Raw genomic sequence first — 20,326 nt, forward strand, 5'->3', positions numbered from 1 at the left:
TACATAGTGCGACAGACCCTCTGTAGGGGTTAGTTGGTTGACACAGATCTGCCTGTTGGATCTGTGGACCATGGTGGTGTTTCTTTTTTCGTGCAACGGCGTGGCCAGCCGTATTCCCCAAGAATCAAGGTATCGAGCTCGCGCTCAATGTCTTGCACGCACTGGCGCAACGAGCCCAGATAACGTTCAGCGGCTTGGTCCGTGGTCATGACCCGGCGAAAGAACATGATGTTGATGGCCCCCAGCACACGGTTTCGCCAACACACTGGACAGGCAATGGCACTGATGTTGGGGTCGGTGCCGCCGGTGGAGTCTGCATAGCCGCGCTCACGCGCTTGTTGCTGACTGTGCATCAGTGCATGCAGTTGCTGTTCGCGCGATGCGCCATCGTCTCCCAGCGCGTCGGCCACCGCCAGCATTTGCTGCATGCTGGCGTCTGATACGGCGCTGAGGATGGCCACTCCCAGGGCGGAATGCAACAAAGGGCGGGTCTTGCCGATCATGGCCCGATGTACGGACAGAGGGCTGAATCGGTGTGTGGACTCCTTGATCTCCAGTTGCCCTGCAGTAAAGGTTGCAAAATCGCTGGGCCACTGCACTTTGGCCAGCAATCGGCCCATGTGTGGCCCTATGACTTGCACGATCTGGTCCTCATCCTTGACGCCATCGGAGAGCTGCTGGATTTTTTTTGTCAGGAAAAAACGCCCATCACCAGGGCGCCGGTAGATGTAGCCAGACTGTTCCAGCGTGAACAGCAGCCGGTAGGTCGTGGCGCGGTTGATCCCTGTGCGCCTGGTCAGCTCACCAGGGTTGGACCAACCCAGGTCACTCAATGCGGCCAGCAGATCCAGTCCGCGCTCCAGCGCTCTGACGCGAGGGTAGGTTTCGGTATCTGACAAGATGTTTTCCTTCGACAGACTCTTAACAGTGGCTGGTTGTTGCACCTTGCTCAGGCCATGTAATAGCCGCCATTGACATCCAGTGTGCTGCCCGTTACGTAGCTCGCCTCAGGCCGGATCAGGTACGACACGGCAGCGGCCACCTCCTCGGGCAGGCCAATGCGCTTCAGAGGCACCAAGCCCAGGGCTGCGCGCTCATCATCAGGGCGCAAACGGGCGCGCAGCATGGGCGTGTCGATCAGACCTGGTGAAACGACGTTGGCCGTGATTCCTTGTGGCGCTACTTCGCGGGCCAGGGCCTTGGTAAAGGCGATGACCGCAGCCTTGCTGGCGACGTAGGCGGCGCAGGACTGGTAGCCCCCCAGCTGCGCAGCCGTCGATGCGAAATTGACGATGCGCCCATGCGCAATGTCGGGCGGCAATTGCATCAGAAAGCCTCGGCACATGGCGTAGGTGCCAAAGGCATTCACGGCAAATACCCGGTTCCACAGTTGCGGTGAAGTTGCCTTCACGTCAATGCGCGCCCCACCGTCACCCACTGGCGAGATGGCTGCCACATTGACCAGAACGGACAGCCCGATGCCTTGCGATTGCAATCGGGCATACATCCGCTCGATCGATTCCAGCTCGCCAATATCCACTTGGACTACCGCATGCCGCTGCCCTGGCAATGTATCGGCCAGAGCCTGCAAGGCCACCACCTCTTGGCAATCGGCCAATACGATTCGCAGCTCCTGCTGTGCCAATGCTCGGCATACTGCCTGCCCAATGCCACCGGCTGCGCCTGTCACCAGCGCGGTTCTTGTTTCCATGCTTGCCTCCTAGCGTTGGCTGGGTCTGGATCAATCGCCCAAGATCTTGGGCAGCCACAGTGCAATGGCAGGGAATGCGATCAGCAAAGTCAGGCGAATCAGGTCGGCTGCCAGAAACGGCGTCACCCCTTTGAAAATGATGAGCAAGGGCAAGCGTTCACCCACTACGCTGCGCATCACGAAGACATTCATGCCCAGAGGCGGGGTAATCATGCCGATTTCCACTAAGGACAGGGTCACAATCCCCCACCAGACTAGGTCATGACCCATGCCCACAATCAAAGGCACCACCAAGGGTGTCGTGACCAGCACGGCTGCCAGAGTGTCGAATACCGTGCCCAGCAGCAGGTAGAACATTGCCAGCATCAGCAGAATCAGCCAATGGGGCATGGTGTCGATGTCTACCAGGCTGAGTACCAGCTGCGTCATGTCGGTAAAGCTCATGAAGCTGGCAAAGATATTGGCGCCAATGAAAATCACATAAATGGCGCCAGCATTCAAGGCCGTATCCAGCAGCGAAGCACGGAACTGTACCCATGTGAAGCCCTTGGTCGTGATGGCAAAAGCCAGTGCCAGCAGCACACCGACCGAGGCCGCCTCTTGTGTGGTGAAGAAACCGCCATACAGGCCGCCCAGAACCAGTGCAAACAACACCACCGGTCGCCAAGCCTGTAGCGTGCTCCTGTATGCCAAGGTCCAGTCGAAGGACTCTGGCGCTGGCGCAATGTCTGGCTTGAGACGTACCGCCGCGGCAACGGCTAGCACATACATAAGCACGGCCAAAAGTCCTGGAAGCAAGGCAGCCTGGAAAGCGACTTGGATGGACTGTTCGACTACCAGGCAGTACACAATCAGGACCACTGAAGGGGGAATCAACGCTCCCAGAGTCCCTCCAGCGGCAATGCAGCCGGCAGCCAAGCTCAGGGCGTAGTTGCGGCGCTCCATTTCGACAAAGGCCACTTTGCCGAATGTCGCTGTCGTGGCAATGGAAGAGCCGCAAATGGCGCCGAAGCCGCCGCAGCCCAGTACCGATGCCACAGCCAGCCCGCCACGGCGCGAGCTCAGCCATGCCGATCCCGATTTGAAAATGTCTCCGGACAATCCAGCCCACGTGGCAAAGTTGCCCATGAGCAGGAACAGCGGAATGGCCACCATGTCGATACTGCTCAAGGCCCGGGCCACCTCGTTCTGGGACACGACCAGCGCTTGCTCAGCACCCAGCGTGAGGGCCAGATAGCCTGCGCCCACAATGGCCAGCGCCACCCCAATGGGCACTTGCACGGCAATCAGCAGATACAGCACCAAAAATGCCATACCAGCCTGCATGCCGGCAGAGGCGTCTGCATCGACCCAAGTCAAGCTCAGCCAGACACAGAGTGCCACGGAGCCCAACACCACGGCAGCAGCGCGCCAGAAACCAGACTGACCATACGCCCGGTCGCGCAATGCGAGCCACCAGGCCCACAGCGCCTTGAGCAATACCGCAGCGGCGGCCAAGGCCAGCACGGCTGCGGCCAGGCCCCACCATTTGGCAGTTGCCCAGCCCAGCACCATGGTTTTTTCGTCATAAGCCAGCGCGTCCTGAGCCCGAAACGCCAGTGCGCCAGCAAACCAGCCCAGCACTATGGCTTCGGCCAGATCACACACCAGGCGCACGGCGGTTTGATTGCGTCCGGCCAAGGCTCGCATCATGTCCATGCGGATATTGAGATGGCGCACGAACACCAGCCCGGCAAGACCCGCCACGCAAATACAAATAAACAGGCCATTGAGTTCGTAAAGCCCTCTGACGTTGTATGGCGTCAGAGTGCGCAGCAGGATGTCGACGACCGTTCCCGCCGCAATCAGCAAAAGGCCAATCAAAGATGCCAGAGCCAGGTTTTTGCAAAACTTTTCAACCCATCCCTCTCGGGGGATGGGTGCTGCATGGGCAGAGGAACTCATGGTTACTCAGCCTTGCGGACTTCCTGTATTGCATCTGAATACACTTGCCATATCTTTGGGCCATTTTCAATGGATCCTGTCCAATGATCAATGACAGGTTGAACCATTTTTGACCAACGCTCGATATCGGCATCACTTGGTGTAATGATGGTGTGTGCAGGATTGTCCTCAAGCATTTTCCTCAGACGCTGGTTTTCATTTTCCAAGCCATTTGACCAACGATCAATGAAATTGACTCCGCCATGCTTCTCTAGGGCAGATTTCGCTGCCTCTGGAAGCTTGTCGAAGGAGCGTTTGTTGATGACGAGAAAAACCGTGCCAGACCCCATAGGTGCATCAACATGCCAAGGCACGAAATCAAGCACCTGCCACGTATAGAGGGCATTCCAGTCATTGAGGCTGCCGCGAAGAATTTTCTTGGAAAGATTCTCAGCCGTCTGGGTCACGGGTAAACCAACCGGGATGATGCCCAGCGCTTCCACAGAGGCGCTGGCCAGTGGCCCTGCTGCACGTATGCGCTGGCCTTTTAGATCGTCCAGCGACTCGATTTTCTCTGTTGAATGGGCAGTCAAAATTCCGGAGGACGCCAAGGCAAAAACTTTGACATCCTCAAACCCATCCATCAGTCCGGCTTCGTATAGGCGCCAAATTCCAGTCGATGCTTCTTTGATAGTGCGCGCCTGGAATGGAATTTCTGGAATGTCTGCGGCTTTGAATCGGCCCGGCATGTATCCAGTAACGCCCCATCCCATATCCACCAAGCCGCGTCGTACCGCATCGAAAACTTCATCTGCCTTGGCCAATGAGGCGCCAGAGTAAATCTTGATTTTTAAAGTCCCCTGAGAGTCTTTTTCAATATCTTTTGCCAATGGCTCATACATGCCTTTGGTGAGGTAGGCGGTGGGTCCTGCAAAATTGGCAAATTTGAACGTCACTGGTTTGCTCTGGGCCAAGGCAGCGCCGCAGGCCAGAGAAATGGAAAGTGCGAATGCCTTGAAAACCATTTTCATCGTTTTTCTCCATTAAGAGCCATCCTTATCGCCTATCGGCAAGATAGGCTGCCGAATTAAACACAGACACCGTCCTGCAATCAATCAGAAATAGCGAGCTGTTCACTTGATAAACATGGCACTGGGGCAAACCCTGTGGGGTATTGCCGCGTCTCTGGCCAGGCAATGGCTTTTGGCAGGTACCTTGAGGCGGTGTGAGCTTGCTGGGGGACGCAGGGCGCAAGGTCATGATGGCATTGAGCATCCATGCCAGTAGGGGCCTTGGTTTTTGATGGCGTGCAGGCCCGCGTCTGCATCTGAGGAGAAAGCGGCACTGACGGGGGGCAGGGTGAAGCGTCGTCAGCAGCGACTTGCATCACCGGCAACGCCAGGCTCTCAACAGCCCAGCGTGAACACCGCCGGGGTCTTGCCATCGACCGGGCAGGCGCCGCCCAGGCTGCGCCATTGCTGCACCGGACGGCTTTGGCTGATGGCGCCCGGCAGGCTCAGTCCAGCGCTGATGGACAGCCAGGTATCGGGCCGTAGCTGTTGCAGCAGCGCCTGCCACAGGCGCGCGTTGCGGTAGGGCGTTTCGATCAGGATTTGCGCCTGGCCGCTGCGGCGGGCCTGGGCTTCGAGCTGGCCGATGGCGGCAGCGCGGGCCGCGTCGTCTTGCGGCAGGTAGCCGACGAAGGCAAAGCTCTGGCCATTGAGGCCAGAGGCGGCCAGAGCCAGCAATAGCGACACCGGGCCAACCAAGGGCAACACGACCAGCCCAAGCTGGTGCGCGGCGCGCACGATGGAGGAACCTGGATCGGCCACCCCGGGCATGCCTGCCTCGCTGACCAGCCCGATGTCATGCCCGGCCAGTGCCGGTTGCAGCAGCGCGCGCGGCTCAAAGGCCGCAGCGCCGCTATCGCTGGCGCTGCGGGTGGCGTGGGCGCCGTGGCGTTCGGGCCACTGGCGGGCGGCCGCGCTACGGCTGGCCCTGGGCCGTGTGGCGCCGGCGTGGTCGCCTTGTTTGTGGATGTGGCGCGGCAGCTCGGCGATGTGCAGTTCTTGCAGGGGGGCCGCCAGTGGGTACAGCGCGTCGATGCGCTTGAGGTAGGCGCGCGCGCTCTTGGCGCTCTCGGCAATCCAATGGCGCAGCCGCGCCGCTTCGCGCAGCGTGTGCGCGGGCAGCACGTGCTCCAATGGCACTGGCTCGGCGCAGCCAAAGTCCAGCGGCGCGGGCACCAGCAGCAGGCGGCCGCGTGGCGCGGTGGCCACAGCGGTGGTGGTCGGCGCGCTCATGGGATGGCCAACCCGGCCTGGCGCAGCAGGCGGCAGGTGCGGATCAGCGGCAGGCCGATCAGGGCCGTGGGGTCGTCACTGGCGATTTCGTCCAGCAGTGCAATGCCCAGGCCCTCGCTCTTGGCGCTGCCGGCGCAGTCGTAGGGCTGCTCGGCAAGCAGGTAGCGTTCGATGGTGGCGGCGTCCAGCGGGCGAAAGCGCGTGCGCACTGGCGCCAGCTCCTGCAGCGCCAGGCCGCGCGCCTGGCAGACCACGGCCACGGCGGTGTGGAACACCACGGTGCGGCCGCTCATTTGTGTGAGCTGGGCCACGGCGCGTGCGTGCTGCAGTGGCTTGCCCAGCGCCTGGCCGTCGAGTTCGGCCACCTGGTCGGAGCCAATGACCAGCGCCTCGGGGTGGCGTGCGGCCACGCTGTGCGCCTTGGCCAGCGCCAGGCGCTGGGCCAGTGCCTGCGGGGCTTCGCCCGGCAGCGGGGTTTCGTCCACGTCCGGGGCGATGGCCTCGAAGGACAGGCCCAGGCGGGAGAGCAATTCCTGCCGGTAGCGTGAGGTTGAGGCCAGGATCAGCCGCAGGGCAGCGCCCTGATCGGCAGGGGATGGGGAGGGGGTTGGGCGGTTCATGGCGTGATTGTCGCCCGGCGCAGTGCGCCTGCCGCGCATGGCGTGCACACTGGTCGCGTGCTGCCAAGGGCAGGATAATTTTCTGCAGGGGCCATCCTGCATCCAGCGTTTTGGCGGGGGCAGGATGGAGGGCAGAGGGGCGAGCGGGGCAAGCCCCGGCAAGGAGGAGAACACATGGGACTGGCGCAACTGCAAAGCCGGGCGTTGCTGGGTCTGGAGGCCCCTGGCGTGACGGTGGAAGTGCACCTGGCCAATGGCCTGCCCAGCTTCACGTTGGTCGGGCTGGCGGACGTGGAAGTGCGCGAGGCGCGCGAGCGCGTGCGCTCGGCCATCCTCAACAGCGGGCTGGAATTTCCCAGCAACAAGCGCATCACCGTCAACCTGGCGCCGGCCGATCTGCCCAAGGATTCAGGCCGGTTCGACCTGCCCATTGCGCTGGGCATTCTGGCCGCCAGCGGCCTGCTCGATGCGCAGCGCCTGGCAGGCTTTGCTTTTGCCGGGGAGCTCTCGCTCTCGGGCGCGTTGCGGCCAGTGCGCGGCGCCCTGCCCATGGTGATGGCACGACCAGCGCCGGCCATGCCCAGCCCCGGTGCGGATGCGAGCGCAGCGGCCGCCGTGCCTCTGCAATGGGTGCTGCCGCCGGGCAGCGCCGAAGAAGCCGTGCTGGCCCCCGATTGCACCGTCTACCGCGCTGCGCATCTGCTTGATGCGGTGGCTTTCTTCCGCCAGGGCGGCTCGGGGCCGGACGCTGCCGCAGCCGATTCCGAGCCTGGCCACGGCCTGGTGCGCCTGCAACCCGGCGATGCCCGCCATCCGCCGCCGCGCTACCCGGACATGGCCGACGTCAAAGGCCAGCTGGCTGCGCGCCGGGCGCTGGAAATTGCCGCCGCTGGCGGTCATCACCTGCTCATGGTCGGGCCGCCTGGGGCGGGCAAATCCATGCTGGCGCAGCGCCTGGCCGGCCTGCTGCCGCCGCTGACGCCGGCCGATGCGCTGCAAAGCGCCGCCATGGCCAGCCTGACCGGGCCATTGCGCTGGGAGCAATGGGGCGTGCGCCCAGTGCGCAGCCCGCACCACACGGCCAGCGCCGTGGCGCTGGTGGGCGGCGGCTCGCCCCCCAAGCCTGGGGAAATCTCCTTGGCGCACCAAGGTGTGCTGTTCCTCGATGAACTGCCGGAATTCCCGCGCGCGGCATTGGAGGCGCTGCGCGAGCCGCTGGAGACTGGCACCATCCACATCGCCCGTGCCGGGCGCCACGCCCAATTCCCGGCGCGCTTTCAGCTCATCGCCGCGATGAACCCCTGCCCTTGTGGCCATTGGGGCTCCACGGTGCGCGCCTGCCGCTGCACGCCTGAACAGGTGGCCCGCTACCAGGGGCGGCTCAGCGGCCCCTTGCTGGACCGCATCGACCTGCACATCGAAGTGCAGGCCTTGCCCGTGCAGGAGCTGATGCAGGCCGGCGGAGGCGAGCCCAGCGCCACTATCCAACAGCGCGTGGTGCGCGCCGTGCAGTACGCCCAGGCCCGGCAAGGCCACACCAACCAGGCGTTGGAAGGCAAGGCCCTGCAGCAACACGCCCCACTGAGCGATGCCGCGCGCCAGCTGCTGCAGGCGGCCGCGCAGCAAATGCAATGGTCGGCCCGCGCCATGCACCGCGTACTGCGCGTGGCGCGCACCATCGCCGATCTGCAGCAGGCCAACCAGGCCGAACCCAACGCGCCCACGCCCAGCCCCATCGAGCCCGCCCACGTGGCCGAAGCCGTGCAATACCGCCGCGCGCTGCTGACGCAGAAGGATTGAGTTGTGCAACGCCTTGTGCAATTTTCAGGTATCACATCCCATACGACCATATGGCCGTTTTTTAAACAGATCAGGCCTTTCCAGATATCATGGTTAATAGGGCTGCAGACAAAATCAGCCTATTAATCATTATGGAGAATATATCGATTGTATTTTTCTTTTTGATGGGTTTTGGTTCTGTTTTATCTGCCGGGAATGATTGCAATCAATTCAAAATTCTTATTCAATACATAAATCGAGTGATTGCCCCATTCATATGGGGGATTGTTGAATCTGCATAAAACATAGTGGTGCCCGTCTTCTGCCATCGCATTGCACGAAACGGCTGCGGACTCATCATTCCAACCGTTTGATCTCAAGTGCATTTTCACGCGATTGATCGCATGATCTTGGGCGCGGCTTGCTGGTTCTTGCGAGTGAAGGGCGCAACCAGAGATCAAAATGGGCAAGGCAAATAAACAGTGTATTTGTCTGAGGATCTGCATCAATGCATTTTGGGCCTTGGTCATGGCTGTGGGCGGCAATCCTTCTTCACGGGGTAACGGTGGCATGGCTTTTACCGTTACCCGATTACCGCCCCAGCATGAGTTAGGCTGGCCCAGGCCAGCCATGACCGTCAGTGCGACAGGATTTTCTGCAGGAAGTCCTTGGTGCGGGGCTGGCGCGCTTCGGGGTTGCCGAAGAATTCCTGGGTGCTGCAGTCTTCGAGGATTTTGCCGCCCACGTCCATGAAGATCACGCGGCTGCCGACTTTGCGGGCAAAGCCCATTTCGTGGGTCACGACCATCATGGTCATGCCTTCGTTGGCCAGGCCGACCATGACGTCGAGCACTTCGCCGACCATTTCCGGATCCAGCGCCGAGGTCGGTTCGTCAAACAGCATGACGATGGGGTCCATGGACAGGGCGCGTGCAATGGCCACGCGCTGTTGCTGGCCGCCCGAGAGTTGGCCGGGAAACTTGTCCTTGTGCGCCATCAGGCCTACGCGGTCGAGGTATTTGAGGCCGTGGGCCTTGGCGTCGCTGGGGTTGCGCCCCAATACCTTGATTTGCGCCAGGGTCAGGTTGTCCTGCACGGACAGGTGCGGGAACAGCTCGAAGTGCTGGAACACCATGCCCACGCGGCTGCGCAGCTTGGGCAGGTCGGTCTTGGGGTCGTGCACGGGCACGCCGTCCACCCAGATTTCCCCTTTTTGGAAGGGTTCGAGCGCGTTGATGGTTTTGATGAGGGTGGATTTGCCCGAGCCCGAGGGCCCGGCCACGACGACGACTTCGCTTTTCTCGATGCGCGTGGTGCAGTTGTTGAGCACTTGCACCTCGCCATACCACTTGGAGACGTTTTTCAGTTCGATCATGGAAAACCTTTGCTGGGGCTGAGCCGCGCGGGGGCGGCCTCAACGGATGATGGCGATTTTCTGGTTCAGGTGTTTAACCAGCCTGGAGAGGGTGAAGCAGATGATGAAGTACACCGCAGCGGCGCCGATGTAGGCCTCGACCATGCGGCCAAAGTTGCGCCCGGCGGTCTCGAAGCCCTTGAGCATGTCGTAGGCGCCGATGGCGTAGACCAGCGAGGTGTCCTGAAAGAGGATGATGGTCTGCGTCAGCAGCACCGGTAGCATGTTGCGAAAGGCTTGCGGCAGGATCACCAGGCGCATGTTTTGCGCGTAGCTCATGCCCAGCGCCTGGCCGGCATAGACTTGCCCGCGCGGGATCGACTGGATGCCCGCGCGCATGATTTCGCTGAAGTACGCCGCCTCGAAGGCGATGAAAGTGATGATGGCCGAGAGCTCGGCCCCGACCGAGCGGCCGGTGATCAGCGGCACGAGCAGGAAGAACCAGAGGATGACCATCACCAGCGGGATGCTGCGCATGCCGTTGACGTAGATGGTGGCTGGCACTTGCAGCCATTTGCTACCCGACAGGCGCATCATGGCCAGCAGCGTGCCAAAGAAAATGCCGCCCAGTGTGGCAATCACCGTCAAGTACAGGCTGAAGTACAGCCCCTTGAGGATGTACTGGCTGACGATGTCCCAGTTGTAGAAGCTCCAGTCAAAGCCCATCTCAATGCCCCCCTGCGGCAGCGCCGGCGATGAAGCCAGGCACGCGCACGCGCTGTTCGATGAATGCCATGATGCGGTTGACGGCAAAGGCCGATAAGGCGTAGAGCGCCGTGACCGCCAGGTAGATTTCCACACCGCGGGCGGTTTCCTCTTGTGCCTGCATGGCGAACATGGTCAGTTCGGCAATGGATACGGCGAAGGCCACCGAGGTGTTTTTGAGGATGTTCATCGTCTCGCTGGTCAGCGGCGGGATGATGATGCGAAAGGCCATGGGCAGCAGCACGTAGCGGTAGCACTGCAGCGTGGTCAGGCCCAGCGCCATGCCGGCATAGCGCTGGCCGCGCGGCAGCGATTGGATGCCGGCGCGCACCTGCTCGGCAATGCGCGCCGAGGTGAAAAAGCCCAGCGCCAGCACCACCAGCACAAAGCCGGGCAGGGTGCGCATGGCGGGAAACAGGCTGGGCACGACGTGGTACCAGAGGAAGATCTGCACCAGCAGCGGGATATTGCGAAACAGCTCCACCCAGGCATTGCCCAGGCGCACCAGCCAGGGGCTGTTGGGCAAGGTGCGGATGGTGCCGATGACCGAGCCCACCAGCAGTGCCAGCAGCAGCGACGGCCCGGCCACGGCCAGGGTCCAACCCCAGGCCGAGAGCATCCAGTCCAGGTACGTGATGTCTCCGCCTTTGCCAAAGCAGCCTTGCACCACTTCGTTGCTGATGTTGTCCTGGCAAAAGACTTGCCAATCCCAGTTCATTGCGTCCTCCTGATGACCAAGCCAGGTCTGCGCCCAATGCAGCGCCGCGCGCATCTGCGGATTCGGGCGGCCTCTAGGGGCTGTTGAGATGCAGTGTTGCGGCGGTGTTTTCGGTCAAAACGCCGCATGTGCTGCGTTGAAAATGTTTGCAAGATGTGCAGCCTGGCGTGCATTTTCGCCTTGCATCTGCGGCCTTTGCTTCGAAAAACCGCTTCGCAAACCGAATCTCAAAAACCCTACCCCTACCGCAGCCAGATTCAAAAACGCTCCGTCGGCGGGAGCGGCGTCCTGCCAGCGGAGCGTTGAACGGGGCAGCAGGCCTGCTGCCCCGGGCTATTGATGCCAGGCCTTATTCCACCTGGTAGTCTTCCATCGGCTTGCTGTTGGGGTCGGCCCAGGCTTTTTTGGTGCTTTCCGACAGCTGCAGATTGACCACGGTGTTGGCTGGCGGCGTGGGCTGCAGGAACCACTTGTCCCACAGTTTCTCCAGCGTGCCGTCCTTCATTTGGCGCTCAATGCTCTTGTTGATCGCGGCCTTGAAGGCATCATCGTTCTTGCGCAGCATGCAGGCGATGGGCTCGACGCTGAGGACTTCGCCGACGATGCGATAGTTGTCCGGTGTGCGCGATTTGGAGATGTTGGCCGCCAGGATGGAGCCGTCCATCACGAACACATCGGCGCGGCCGGTCTCCAGCAGCAGGAAGCTGTCGGCGTGGTCTTTGCCCATGACTTCCTTGAAGCTCACGCCCTCGGCGCGGCGGTGCTTGCGCAGCGTTTGCACCGAAGTCGTGCCGGTGGTGACGGCAATGGTCTTGTTGTTCAGATCAGCCACGGACTGGATGCCCGAGTCCTTCTTGGTGGCCATGCGCACTTCTTCCACGTAGGTGGTGTGGGCAAAGTCCACTTCCTTCTGGCGAGCGCGGTTGTTGGTGGTCGAGCCGCATTCGAAATCGACGGTGCCGTTGGTCACCAGCGGGATGCGGTTTTGCGAGGTGATGGGCTGGTACTTGATCTTCAGCGGTTTGCCCAGGTCTTTTTCCAAATCCTTGATGATGTTTTCTGCCATCTCGGTGTGGAAGCCCACGTACACGCCATTGCCCAGCGTGTAGCCCAGGCCGGAGGACTCACGCACGCCCAGCGTCACCTCGCCGGAGTTTTTGATCTTCTCCAGCGTATCGGCTTGGGCCACGGTGGCCGTGGCAGCGGCGGCCAGAATGGCCAGGGCAAAAACTTGTTTTTTCATCACGTGCTCCTTTGATGGAATGAATGCAGAGCCGCCTTTGTACATCAGCGGCGTAAGAGCCAGTTCAAAGCCTCCGCACGCTAGGCAAGGGAAGCGGATGAGGGCGGTCTGCAGCGTTGCACAAAGCCTTGCCCTAGCCGGGGCTATGGCAGTGTTTTTGTGCCTTTTGCAGTCCATCCAAAACCGCTTTTTGCGCAGTCGCGCCGAAACTCTGAACGGGTTCTAAAGCGGGGCATTATCGCAAAATGCTGAATCAGGATTGATTGACAGTTTTGCTGGCCCTGTTGTTGGCGCTCATAGGGGTATAGAGCGCATCCTTGGGGCGCAGCCAGAAGTGCGGCTGGCCGTAGTGCTGGCGCAGGAAGTCGATCCACAGCCGCACGCGCAGCGGCACGTGGCGGCGCTCGGGCAGTACGGCGTAGATGCCGTTGGGCGGTGCGGCAAAGGCTTCCAGCAGTTGCACCAGGCGGCCTTGTGCCAAGTCGTCTTGCACCTCCCAGAGGCTGCGCCAGGCCACGCCGTGCCCGGCCAGGCACCAGTCGTGCAGCACCTGGCCGTCGCTGCAGTCCAGCCAGCCGCGCGGTTTGATGTAGACAATGTGCCGCGCTGGCTCGCGCGGCGCGCTTGAATGGCGCGACCGCCCCTTGCCACCAGATGGCTGGCCTTGGTCATCCGGTACGGAAAAGGCCCAGCCCCGGCTTTGCGAGGCCTCGCTGGACAGGCCCAGGCAGTTGTGTTGCGCCAGCTCGGTCGGGTGGCGCGGCTGGCCGTGCTGGGCGATGTAATTGGGCGCGGCCACGCACAGGCGGCGGTTGTCGGCCAGGCGGATGCTCACCAGGCTGGAGTCGGGCAGATCGCCCACGCGCACCGCGCAGTCATAGCCTTCGCCGGTCAGGTCCACCAGGCGGTCGCTGAGGTTCAGCGAGATGCGCAGCTGTGGGTGCTGGGCCTGGAACTGTGGCACCAGCGGCGCCACATGGCGGCGGCCGAAGCCGGCCGGTGCGGTGATGCGCAGCGAGCCGCTGGCGCGCACATTGCCGGCCGAGACGCTGGCCTCGGCATCGGCCCAGTCGGCCAGCAGGCGCTGGCAGTCTTCTAAAAAAGCTGCGCCTTCACGCGTCAGGGTGATGCGGCGCGTGGTGCGCACCAGCAGCTTGACGCCCAGGTGCGCCTCCAGCGCATCGAGCCGGCGGCCGACGATGGCCGGCACCACCTGCTCCGACCTGGCCGCAGCGCTGAGGCTGCCCTGGCTGGCCACGCGCACAAAGGTTTCGATGGCTTTGAACTTGTCCATGGGGTGAGGCTGCGCTGGGGCTTGGCCGCCTTTTCTGGGCGGCCTCTTTTGCTACTGCTTTGCCTTGCATGCTCGCCTTGCGCGGGCGCATTTTTTACTTTTCGTCAATGGCGATTGTATTTTTGCTTGTCTGATACGGACTGAAAGATTGCATACAGTACGCCCTCTCGATCATTTTTACCGGAGTGTTTTCATGAGTTCCACCCGCACCCCTGTGCACGGCCTGCAAGTGGCCCCGGCGCTGAAGTCCTTTGTGGACGAGCAGGTGCTGCCCGGCACCGGCATTGACAGCGAAGCGTTCTGGAAGGGCTTTGCCGCCATCGTGCACGAGTTCGCGCCCAAGAACGCCGCCTTGCTGGCTGAGCGCGAGCGGCTGCAGGCCGAGCTGGACAAGTGGCACCGTGCCCACCCCGGCCCGATTCAGGACATTGCCGCTTACCGCAGCTTTCTGGAAGGCATTGGCTACATCGTGCCCAACCCGGCCGACGCCCAGGCCACTACCGAGCAGGTGGACGATGAGCTGGCCAAGCTGGCCGGGCCGCAGCTGGTGGTGCCCATTCTGAACGCGCGCTATGCGCTCAACGCGGCCAATGCGCGCTGGGGCTCGCTGTACGACGCGCTGTACGGCACGGACGCCATCCCCAGCGATGGCGGCGCCGAGGCTGGCGCCGGCTACAACCCAGTGCGCGGCGCCAAGGTGATTGCCTATGTGCGCCAGTTCCTGGATGCGGCTGCGCCGCTGGCCAATGGCTCCTACCAGCAGGCCACGGGCCTGGCCATCGAGGGCGGCAAGCTGGTGGTCTCGTTGGGCAATGGCCTGAGCACCGGTCTGCAGGATGCGGCGCAGCTGGTGGGTTACCAGGGCCAGGCCGATGCGCCCTCGTCGGTGCTGTTGGTGCACAACGGCCTGCACATCGACATCCAGATCGACCGCAGCACCCCCATCGGGCAGGGCGATGCGGCCGGCATCAGCGACGTGGTGCTGGAGGCGGCGCTGTCCACCATCCTTGATCTGGAAGACTCCGTGGCTGCCGTCGATGCCGAGGACAAGATCGCCGGCTATGCCAACTGGCTGGGCATCCTCAAGGGCACGCTGACCGAGCAGGTCAGCAAGGGCGGGCGCAGCTTCACGCGGAGCCTGAACCCGGACCGCGAATACACCGGCGTCGATGGCCAGCCCCTGCGCCTGCATGGCCGCTCGCTGATGTTCGTGCGCAATGTTGGCCACTTGATGACCAACCCTGCCATCCTCTGGGGCGAGCAGGGCCAGGAAATCCCCGAGGGCATCATGGACGCGGCCATCACCACGGCCATTGCCATGCACGACCTGCAAGGCCACGGCCAGAACGGCATCCGCAACTCGCGCAAGGGCTCGGTCTACATCGTCAAGCCCAAGATGCATGGCCCGGCCGAAGTGGCCTTTGCCAATGCTTTGTTCGGCGCCGTGGAAAAGCTGCTGGGCCTGCCCGAGCACACCGTCAAGCTCGGCATCATGGATGAGGAGCGGCGCACTTCCGTCAACCTCAAGGCCTGCATCGCCGCTGCCCCGGCGCGTGTGGCTTTCATCAACACCGGCTTTCTGGACCGCACCGGCGATGAAATCCACAGCGTCATGCAGGCCGGTCCGGTGTTCCGCAAGGGCGACATGAAGACCAGTGCCTGGATCGCCGCCTACGAGAAGAACAACGTGTTGGTGGGCCTGTCCTGCGGGCTGCGCGGCCGCGCGCAGATCGGCAAGGGCATGTGGGCCATGCCCGATTTGATGGCGCAGATGCTGGAGCAGAAAATCGGCCACCCCAAGGCCGGCGCCAACACCGCCTGGGTGCCATCGCCCACGGCCGCTACCCTGCACGCGCTGCACTACCACCAGGTGGACGTGCCCGCCATCCAGGCCGAGCTGGGCCAGACCGACTACGAAAGCGTGCGCGATGGCCTGCTGGCCGATTTGCTGCACATCCCCGTGGTGCAGGCGCCCAAGTGGAGCGAGGAGGAAAAGCAGCAGGAGCTGGACAACAACATCCAGGGCATCCTCGGCTACGTGGTGCGCTGGATTGACCAGGGCGTGGGCTGCTCCAAGGTGCCCGACATCAACAACGTCGGCCTGATGGAAGACCGCGCCACGCTGCGCATCTCCAGCCAGCACATCGCCAACTGGCTGGCCCATGGCGTGATCAGCGAGCAGCAGGTGCGCGAGACCTTCGAGCGCATGGCCGCCGTCGTTGACGCACAAAACGCGGGCGACCCGCTCTACCAGAACATGGCCGGGCGCTTTGCCGACTCCTACGCCTACCGCGCCGCCACCGACCTGGTGTTCAAAGGGGTGCAGCAGCCCAGCGGCTACACCGAGCCCCTGCTGCACGCCTGGCGCCTGCGCCGCAAGGCGGCCGCCTGAGGCAGCGGTCTGCCGCTCTGCGCTGTGAAAAGCCCGCTTCCTGCAAAGGAGCGGGCTTTCAGCGTGTCCATCTGTGGCCTATTCGCGCCGAAATCGTGAACAGGCTTTGAGTCTCGGCTTTCAGCGCTGCAGCCAGCTCTTGACGCGGGTTTGCAGCCGGGGCGGGATGGCGCGGGCCACAGGGCGTAGCGCAGGCATGGCGCGCAGCCGCACAAGTTGCGTCAGGATGGTGCTGCGCAGGCCCTGTGCGCCGCCATGCAGGCCTGTTTGCTGGTGGGCTGGGGCCTGCAAGGCCCGCGCGAAGGCATGGGCGCCGGCCACAGCCTGGGCTGTGGCCTGGGAGCTGGCGGCGGGTGCGCCTTCGTTGTTGGCTGGGGGCAGGTAGTGCTGCGCGTAGTCCCAGCTTGGCGTGTGCTCGGCGGTGTTCTGGGCTTGGTACTGCGCCAGTGCCGTGGGCAGCTCGGGCGGCGTGGGCGCATTGCCGGTGAGGAAATGCCGCTCGCGCAGGGCCAGCAGATGTTCCAGCCATTGCGCGGGCGTGCAGTCCCAGGGCAGAACCCAGCTCCAGGGGCGGCCTGCAACGCGCTCGGCGAAGGCGCCCAGGTCGGGCACGAGCACGGGCAGACCTTGCTGCAGCGCCGCGCTGAGGGTGTAGCTGTAGGTCTCGGGCCACTGCGCGGGCAGCCAGACCAGATCGGGCGCCAGGCGCTGCAGGATGGCCGGCAGGTCTTGCTCGTCGTACTGGCCATGCACGTGCAACGCGCTGGCCGGGGCGGTTTGCAGGTGGCGGTAGGCAAAGCCGATGAGGTGGAACTCCAGCGCCGCGCCCTGCTGCTTGGCCAGGCGCGCCACGGCTTCGAGCACGTCGGCGCCTTTGATGACGCTGAGCGCGCCGATGACGGCAATGCGCAGCGGCCGCTGGGCCGGCAGGGGGCGCGGTGCGGGCTGGGGCAGGGCGCTGGCCTGCACATCGGTGTGCGGCGCCAAGCGCACCCGCGCCAGGGGCGCAAAGCGCTGGATGCGCACGGCCGCGTCCAGGCTGGGGGCCAGCACCTGGCGCGCGCCTTCGAGCAGCAGCCGGTTGCGCAGGCGCCAGCCGGCGATGTCCTGCTCGACGGCGGGGATGGGCGCCGGGTGCTGGCCGCCGCAGCATTCGCCCTGGGCATCGACTTCGTAGCGGCCGCTGCGCCCAGTCATGCTGATGTTGGTGCAGAAGCTGTAGAAGTCGTGCACGGTGAAGTCGTACTCCAGGCCCAGCAGCTGCGGCAGCTCCCAGATCAGGCGTTCATGGCCCAGCAGGTGGTGGTAGTGGATGTGGGCCACGGGCAGGGCCTTGAGCCATTGCAGCAGCTCATCGCGCTGCGTGCCCAGGTCGAACAGCAGCGACCATTGCTCGGAAAGCCGGGCCTGTGGCTGGGCGGCGGCGCTGATGTGGGTATAGGCATTGGCGTCGGCCTCAGCTTCTGCCTTTGCCTGTGCCGCCGGGGCGCATTCGATGAGCTGCAGCTGCACGCGCTGCGCGCCCGCCGGGCGCAGCAACAGGAACACGGCTTGCTCGGCCAGGCTTTGCGCCAGCTCCAGCACATGGCGCTCGGTGCCGCCGCCGCGCTGGTGCTGCACGGCCAGCACGATGGGCTTGCGCCCAGCTTCGGTGTGGCGCAGCCAGTCCACGGCCAGCCGCGCAGGCCGGGCCGGGTCGCGCGCCAGGAATTCATGCACCTGCAGCTCGTAGCTGGGGTGCAGCTGGCGCAGGGTGTGCATGGCGGCTTGCTCGCGCGGGCTTTTGCTCTCGCCAAAGCTCACGCCGCCGGTGTGCAGCACGTAGGTGTCCAGCGCGTGCAGGTTGCGCCAGCCCTTGGCAATGGCGCGTTGGCAGAAGTCGTTTTCCTCGCCATAGCCCTTGCCGAAGTGCTCCTCGTCGAACAGGCCCACGTCTTGCAGGCAGTCGCGGCGGATGTACATGCAAAAGCCCACGCCGGTGGGCACGTCCACATGGGCGCCGGCATTGGCCTGGGCAAAGAGTTGGTCCAGCGAAGCCGTGGTCTGCCCTGGCGGCAGAGGGTTGGCGGCGCAGAACACCGGGTAGCTGCAGATCGTTGCATTGCTGGAAAAGGGCGTGACCGTGCCAACGTTGGCAGCGGCGTAGGCCGTGCGGCGCAGCCGGTCCAGCCAGTCGTTGGCCACTTCGGTATCGCTGTTGAGCAGCAGCACGTCGTGGCTTTGCGAGGCCTGCATGCCCCGGTTGACGGTGCCCACGAAGCCCAGGTTCTGTTCGTTTTCCAGCAGCGTGATGCGCGGCTCGGCCGCGGCCTTCTGGCGCAGCCACTCGGTGACTTCAGGCTCGGGGCTGCAGTCGTTGATGACGATCAGCCGGTAGGGCACGCGCACCGGGCTGGCCAGCACCGATTCGACGCACAGCTGGGTGTCGGCCAGGCCGCGGTAGACCGGCACGACAATGTCCACGGTCTCGCCCAGCGGCGCGGGCACGGGGGGGCTGGCGGCTGGGTCTTGGACAGGGGCGCCTGCCGTGGCATTGGCCAGGCCAGCCGGTGGCGGGGGGGCTGCGGGGTTGGCAGCGGTCTGGCCTGGGCCTTGCAGCAGCTGGCGGCCCCAGTCGCGCATGCGCACCAGCGGCCGCGTGTAGCGGAAGGGGCGCGAATTGCGCATGTTCTGCAGGTGCTCGGCCATGCCGCGCAGTTGCTGGTGCAGGTCGGCCACTTCGGCCTGGGCTTGGGCGCGCTCGGTAAACAGTTGCCGCGCTTCCTGCTGGGTGTGCTGCCACTGGGCCTGCAGCGCCTCGTGCGCGGTGTGCAGCTGGGCGCGCTCGCCCTGTAGTTGGGCGTGGGCCTGGGTCAGTTGCTCATGGTCGCGCCAGATCTGCGCCAGACGCTCGCCCTGGGCCTGCAGTTGCTCGTGCAGCTGACGCTGCGCGCGCTCCAGAGGCTGCATCTGGCCCACCAGGCTGAGGTAGTCGGCCGACATGGGCCAGCCCAGCTCCACTTCCAGCGTCAGCGGGCTTGGGGATTCGTCCTGCTGCAGCCGGGCCAGATCCAGCGGCAGCTGCAGCCAGGGGTCGTCACCGGTCAGTATCAGCGGCATGGCCTGAGCTTGGCCCAGCAGGGCGCCGCCCCAGGCGATGTGTTGCGAGGGCGCGGCTTGCAGCAGCGGCTGGCCGTCGGCATCGGGCTGCCACTGCCACAACGGGCGCTGCTGCGCATCGAGCAGGCGCAGCGCGTGCAGGTAGAGGATGCCAGGCCGGTCGGCGGGGTCCAGCCGCAGGCCATGCAGCTGCGCCGCTGGCACGGGCAGCGCAAAGCGCAGGGTTTGCCGTGGTTGGCCGATGGCGCCGGGCTGCACCAGCTTGCGCTCTTCTGAAAAGCCCTGGCCCTCGTCCCAGTAGAGCTGGGCGGAGAAATGGGCTTGGCGCGCCAGTGTCTGGCCGGGCAGTGCCTCGGCCTGTGGCAGCAGCCAGGGCGTGTTGTCCGGCGCCTGGCCCTCATGCGCCGAGGCGCTGACGATGAATTGGTAGGTCAGCGCATCGGGCGCGGCCAAGAGGTAGCGCGCCGCGGCGGGCGGCAGGGCATCGAAGGCCTGCTTGAACTCCGACTCCTGCAGCGGCCGCTCGATGGCCTGCAATTGCTGCACCTGCCAGCCTTGCTCTTGCAGCAGGCGCAGCAGCGAGCGGCGCGTGAAGTGGCGCACGTGCGTGGCATCGAGCAGACCTTCTTCGCGGTAGCGGAACTCGCCCTCGACCAGCTCGGCGACCAGCCCCGCATAGCTGCTGTTGGGGATGGAGATCAGCAGCCGGCCGCTTGGGGTCAGCAGCTGGCGCAGGTTGGCCAGCACGGCCTGGGGCTGGCGCAGGTGCTCCAGGATGTCGGCGCAGACGATGGCGTCGTAGCGCTGCGCGCCAAACAGCGCGCTGGGCAGCGTCAGCTCCAGATTGGCGACGGCGACCTGACGATAATAGGGTCTGGCCAGTTCCGCCTCGGCATCGTTGAAGGTCACGCCATCGACGGTGCATTGCTTTTTCGTGTGCAGGTACTGGCCCAGCGCGCCGCTGCCGCAGCCCAGGTCCAGCACCTGGCTGCCCGGGGCGATTTCCTGTACCAGCACGGACAGGGAAGTGCGCTCGCCGTCGTCGATATTGCGCAGGTAGATGTGCAGTTCGTTCGTGGAAAGTGTCATCGTCTCTTGTCAACCATTGGCCTGGGCATTGCCGGG

General features: G+C 63.9%; 15 protein-coding genes. 2 read left to right on the plus strand and 13 right to left on the minus strand.

Features of this window, described 5'->3' with window-relative positions:
- Nucleotides 1-29 precede the first annotated feature (29 nt).
- The 6 genes from CLI93_RS06060 to CLI93_RS06085 all read right to left on the minus strand — a co-directional run bounded on the left by CLI93_RS06060 (nt 30) and on the right by CLI93_RS06085 (nt 6,557).
- Nucleotides 30-944 carry an IclR family transcriptional regulator domain-containing protein gene (locus tag CLI93_RS06060; RefSeq protein ID WP_095542065.1) on the minus strand — a complete coding sequence of 305 codons (915 nt, stop codon included), beginning with the start codon at nt 942-944 and terminating at the stop codon, nt 30-32.
- A gap of 5 nt (nt 945-949) precedes the next feature.
- Nucleotides 950-1,711 carry an SDR family NAD(P)-dependent oxidoreductase gene (locus CLI93_RS06065; RefSeq protein ID WP_095542066.1) on the minus strand — a complete coding sequence of 254 codons (762 nt, stop codon included), beginning with the start codon at nt 1,709-1,711 and terminating at the stop codon, nt 950-952.
- Between the two features lie 30 nt (nt 1,712-1,741).
- Nucleotides 1,742-3,655, minus strand: a complete 1,914-nt coding sequence (locus CLI93_RS06070) for a TRAP transporter large permease (RefSeq protein WP_095542067.1) — start codon at nt 3,653-3,655, stop codon at nt 1,742-1,744.
- A gap of 2 nt (nt 3,656-3,657) precedes the next feature.
- On the minus strand, nt 3,658-4,665 hold the full coding sequence (locus CLI93_RS06075) for a TRAP transporter substrate-binding protein (RefSeq protein ID WP_095542068.1): 1,008 nt from the start codon (nt 4,663-4,665) through the stop codon (nt 3,658-3,660).
- 375 nt (nt 4,666-5,040) lie between these two features.
- A complete protein-coding gene (locus CLI93_RS06080) occupies nt 5,041-5,937 on the minus strand; it encodes an SAM-dependent methyltransferase (RefSeq protein WP_095542069.1) in 897 nt (298 codons plus the stop codon).
- Nucleotides 5,934-6,557, minus strand: coding sequence for a Maf family protein (locus CLI93_RS06085; RefSeq protein WP_095542167.1), 624 nt, complete (start codon nt 6,555-6,557; stop codon nt 5,934-5,936). Before CLI93_RS06085 ends, CLI93_RS06080 begins: the two co-directional genes overlap by 4 nt.
- Before the next feature lie 174 nt (nt 6,558-6,731).
- Here CLI93_RS06085 and CLI93_RS06090 point away from each other — a divergent pair, with 174 nt between their 5' ends.
- Entirely contained in the window at nt 6,732-8,357 is a 1,626-nt protein-coding gene (locus tag CLI93_RS06090; RefSeq protein ID WP_095542070.1) for a YifB family Mg chelatase-like AAA ATPase, read from the plus strand.
- Nucleotides 8,358-8,539: 182 nt separating this feature from the next.
- Here the strand turns inward: CLI93_RS06090 and CLI93_RS14780 are convergent, their stop codons facing one another.
- The 6 genes from CLI93_RS14780 to CLI93_RS06115 form a co-directional block, all read right to left on the minus strand.
- On the minus strand, nt 8,540-8,968 hold the full coding sequence (locus tag CLI93_RS14780; protein ID WP_143326361.1) for a hypothetical protein: 429 nt from the start codon (nt 8,966-8,968) through the stop codon (nt 8,540-8,542).
- Nucleotides 8,969-8,973: 5 nt separating this feature from the next.
- Nucleotides 8,974-9,711, minus strand: a complete 738-nt coding sequence (locus CLI93_RS06095; protein WP_095539878.1) for an amino acid ABC transporter ATP-binding protein — start codon at nt 9,709-9,711, stop codon at nt 8,974-8,976.
- A 39-nt stretch (nt 9,712-9,750) separates the two neighbouring features.
- Entirely contained in the window at nt 9,751-10,416 is a 666-nt protein-coding gene (locus CLI93_RS06100) for an amino acid ABC transporter permease (RefSeq protein ID WP_095542071.1), read from the minus strand.
- Between the two features lies 1 nt (nt 10,417).
- Nucleotides 10,418-11,173 carry an amino acid ABC transporter permease gene (locus CLI93_RS06105; RefSeq protein WP_095542072.1) on the minus strand — a complete coding sequence of 252 codons (756 nt, stop codon included), beginning with the start codon at nt 11,171-11,173 and terminating at the stop codon, nt 10,418-10,420.
- A 349-nt stretch (nt 11,174-11,522) separates the two neighbouring features.
- Nucleotides 11,523-12,416: an amino acid ABC transporter substrate-binding protein gene (locus CLI93_RS06110; protein WP_095542168.1), complete on the minus strand. Its 894-nt coding sequence runs from the start codon at nt 12,414-12,416 to the stop codon at nt 11,523-11,525.
- A 253-nt stretch (nt 12,417-12,669) separates the two neighbouring features.
- Nucleotides 12,670-13,710: a LysR family transcriptional regulator gene (locus CLI93_RS06115; RefSeq protein WP_095542073.1), complete on the minus strand. Its 1,041-nt coding sequence runs from the start codon at nt 13,708-13,710 to the stop codon at nt 12,670-12,672.
- Nucleotides 13,711-13,903: 193 nt separating this feature from the next.
- On the opposite strand from CLI93_RS06115, the gene CLI93_RS06120 reads away from it, so the two are divergent.
- Nucleotides 13,904-16,102 carry a malate synthase G gene (locus CLI93_RS06120; RefSeq protein WP_095542074.1) on the plus strand — a complete coding sequence of 733 codons (2,199 nt, stop codon included), beginning with the start codon at nt 13,904-13,906 and terminating at the stop codon, nt 16,100-16,102.
- Between the two features lie 120 nt (nt 16,103-16,222).
- On the opposite strand, the gene CLI93_RS06125 is transcribed toward CLI93_RS06120, so the two are convergent.
- Nucleotides 16,223-20,290 (minus strand): methyltransferase domain-containing protein, encoded by a 4,068-nt coding sequence (locus CLI93_RS06125; RefSeq protein ID WP_095542075.1) that lies wholly within the window; start codon nt 20,288-20,290, stop codon nt 16,223-16,225.
- Nucleotides 20,291-20,326 lie beyond the last annotated feature (36 nt).

The sequence above is a fragment of the Vandammella animalimorsus genome, assembly GCF_002288875.1.
Taxonomy (GTDB): Bacteria; Pseudomonadota; Gammaproteobacteria; order Burkholderiales; family Burkholderiaceae_C; genus Lampropedia; species Lampropedia animalimorsus.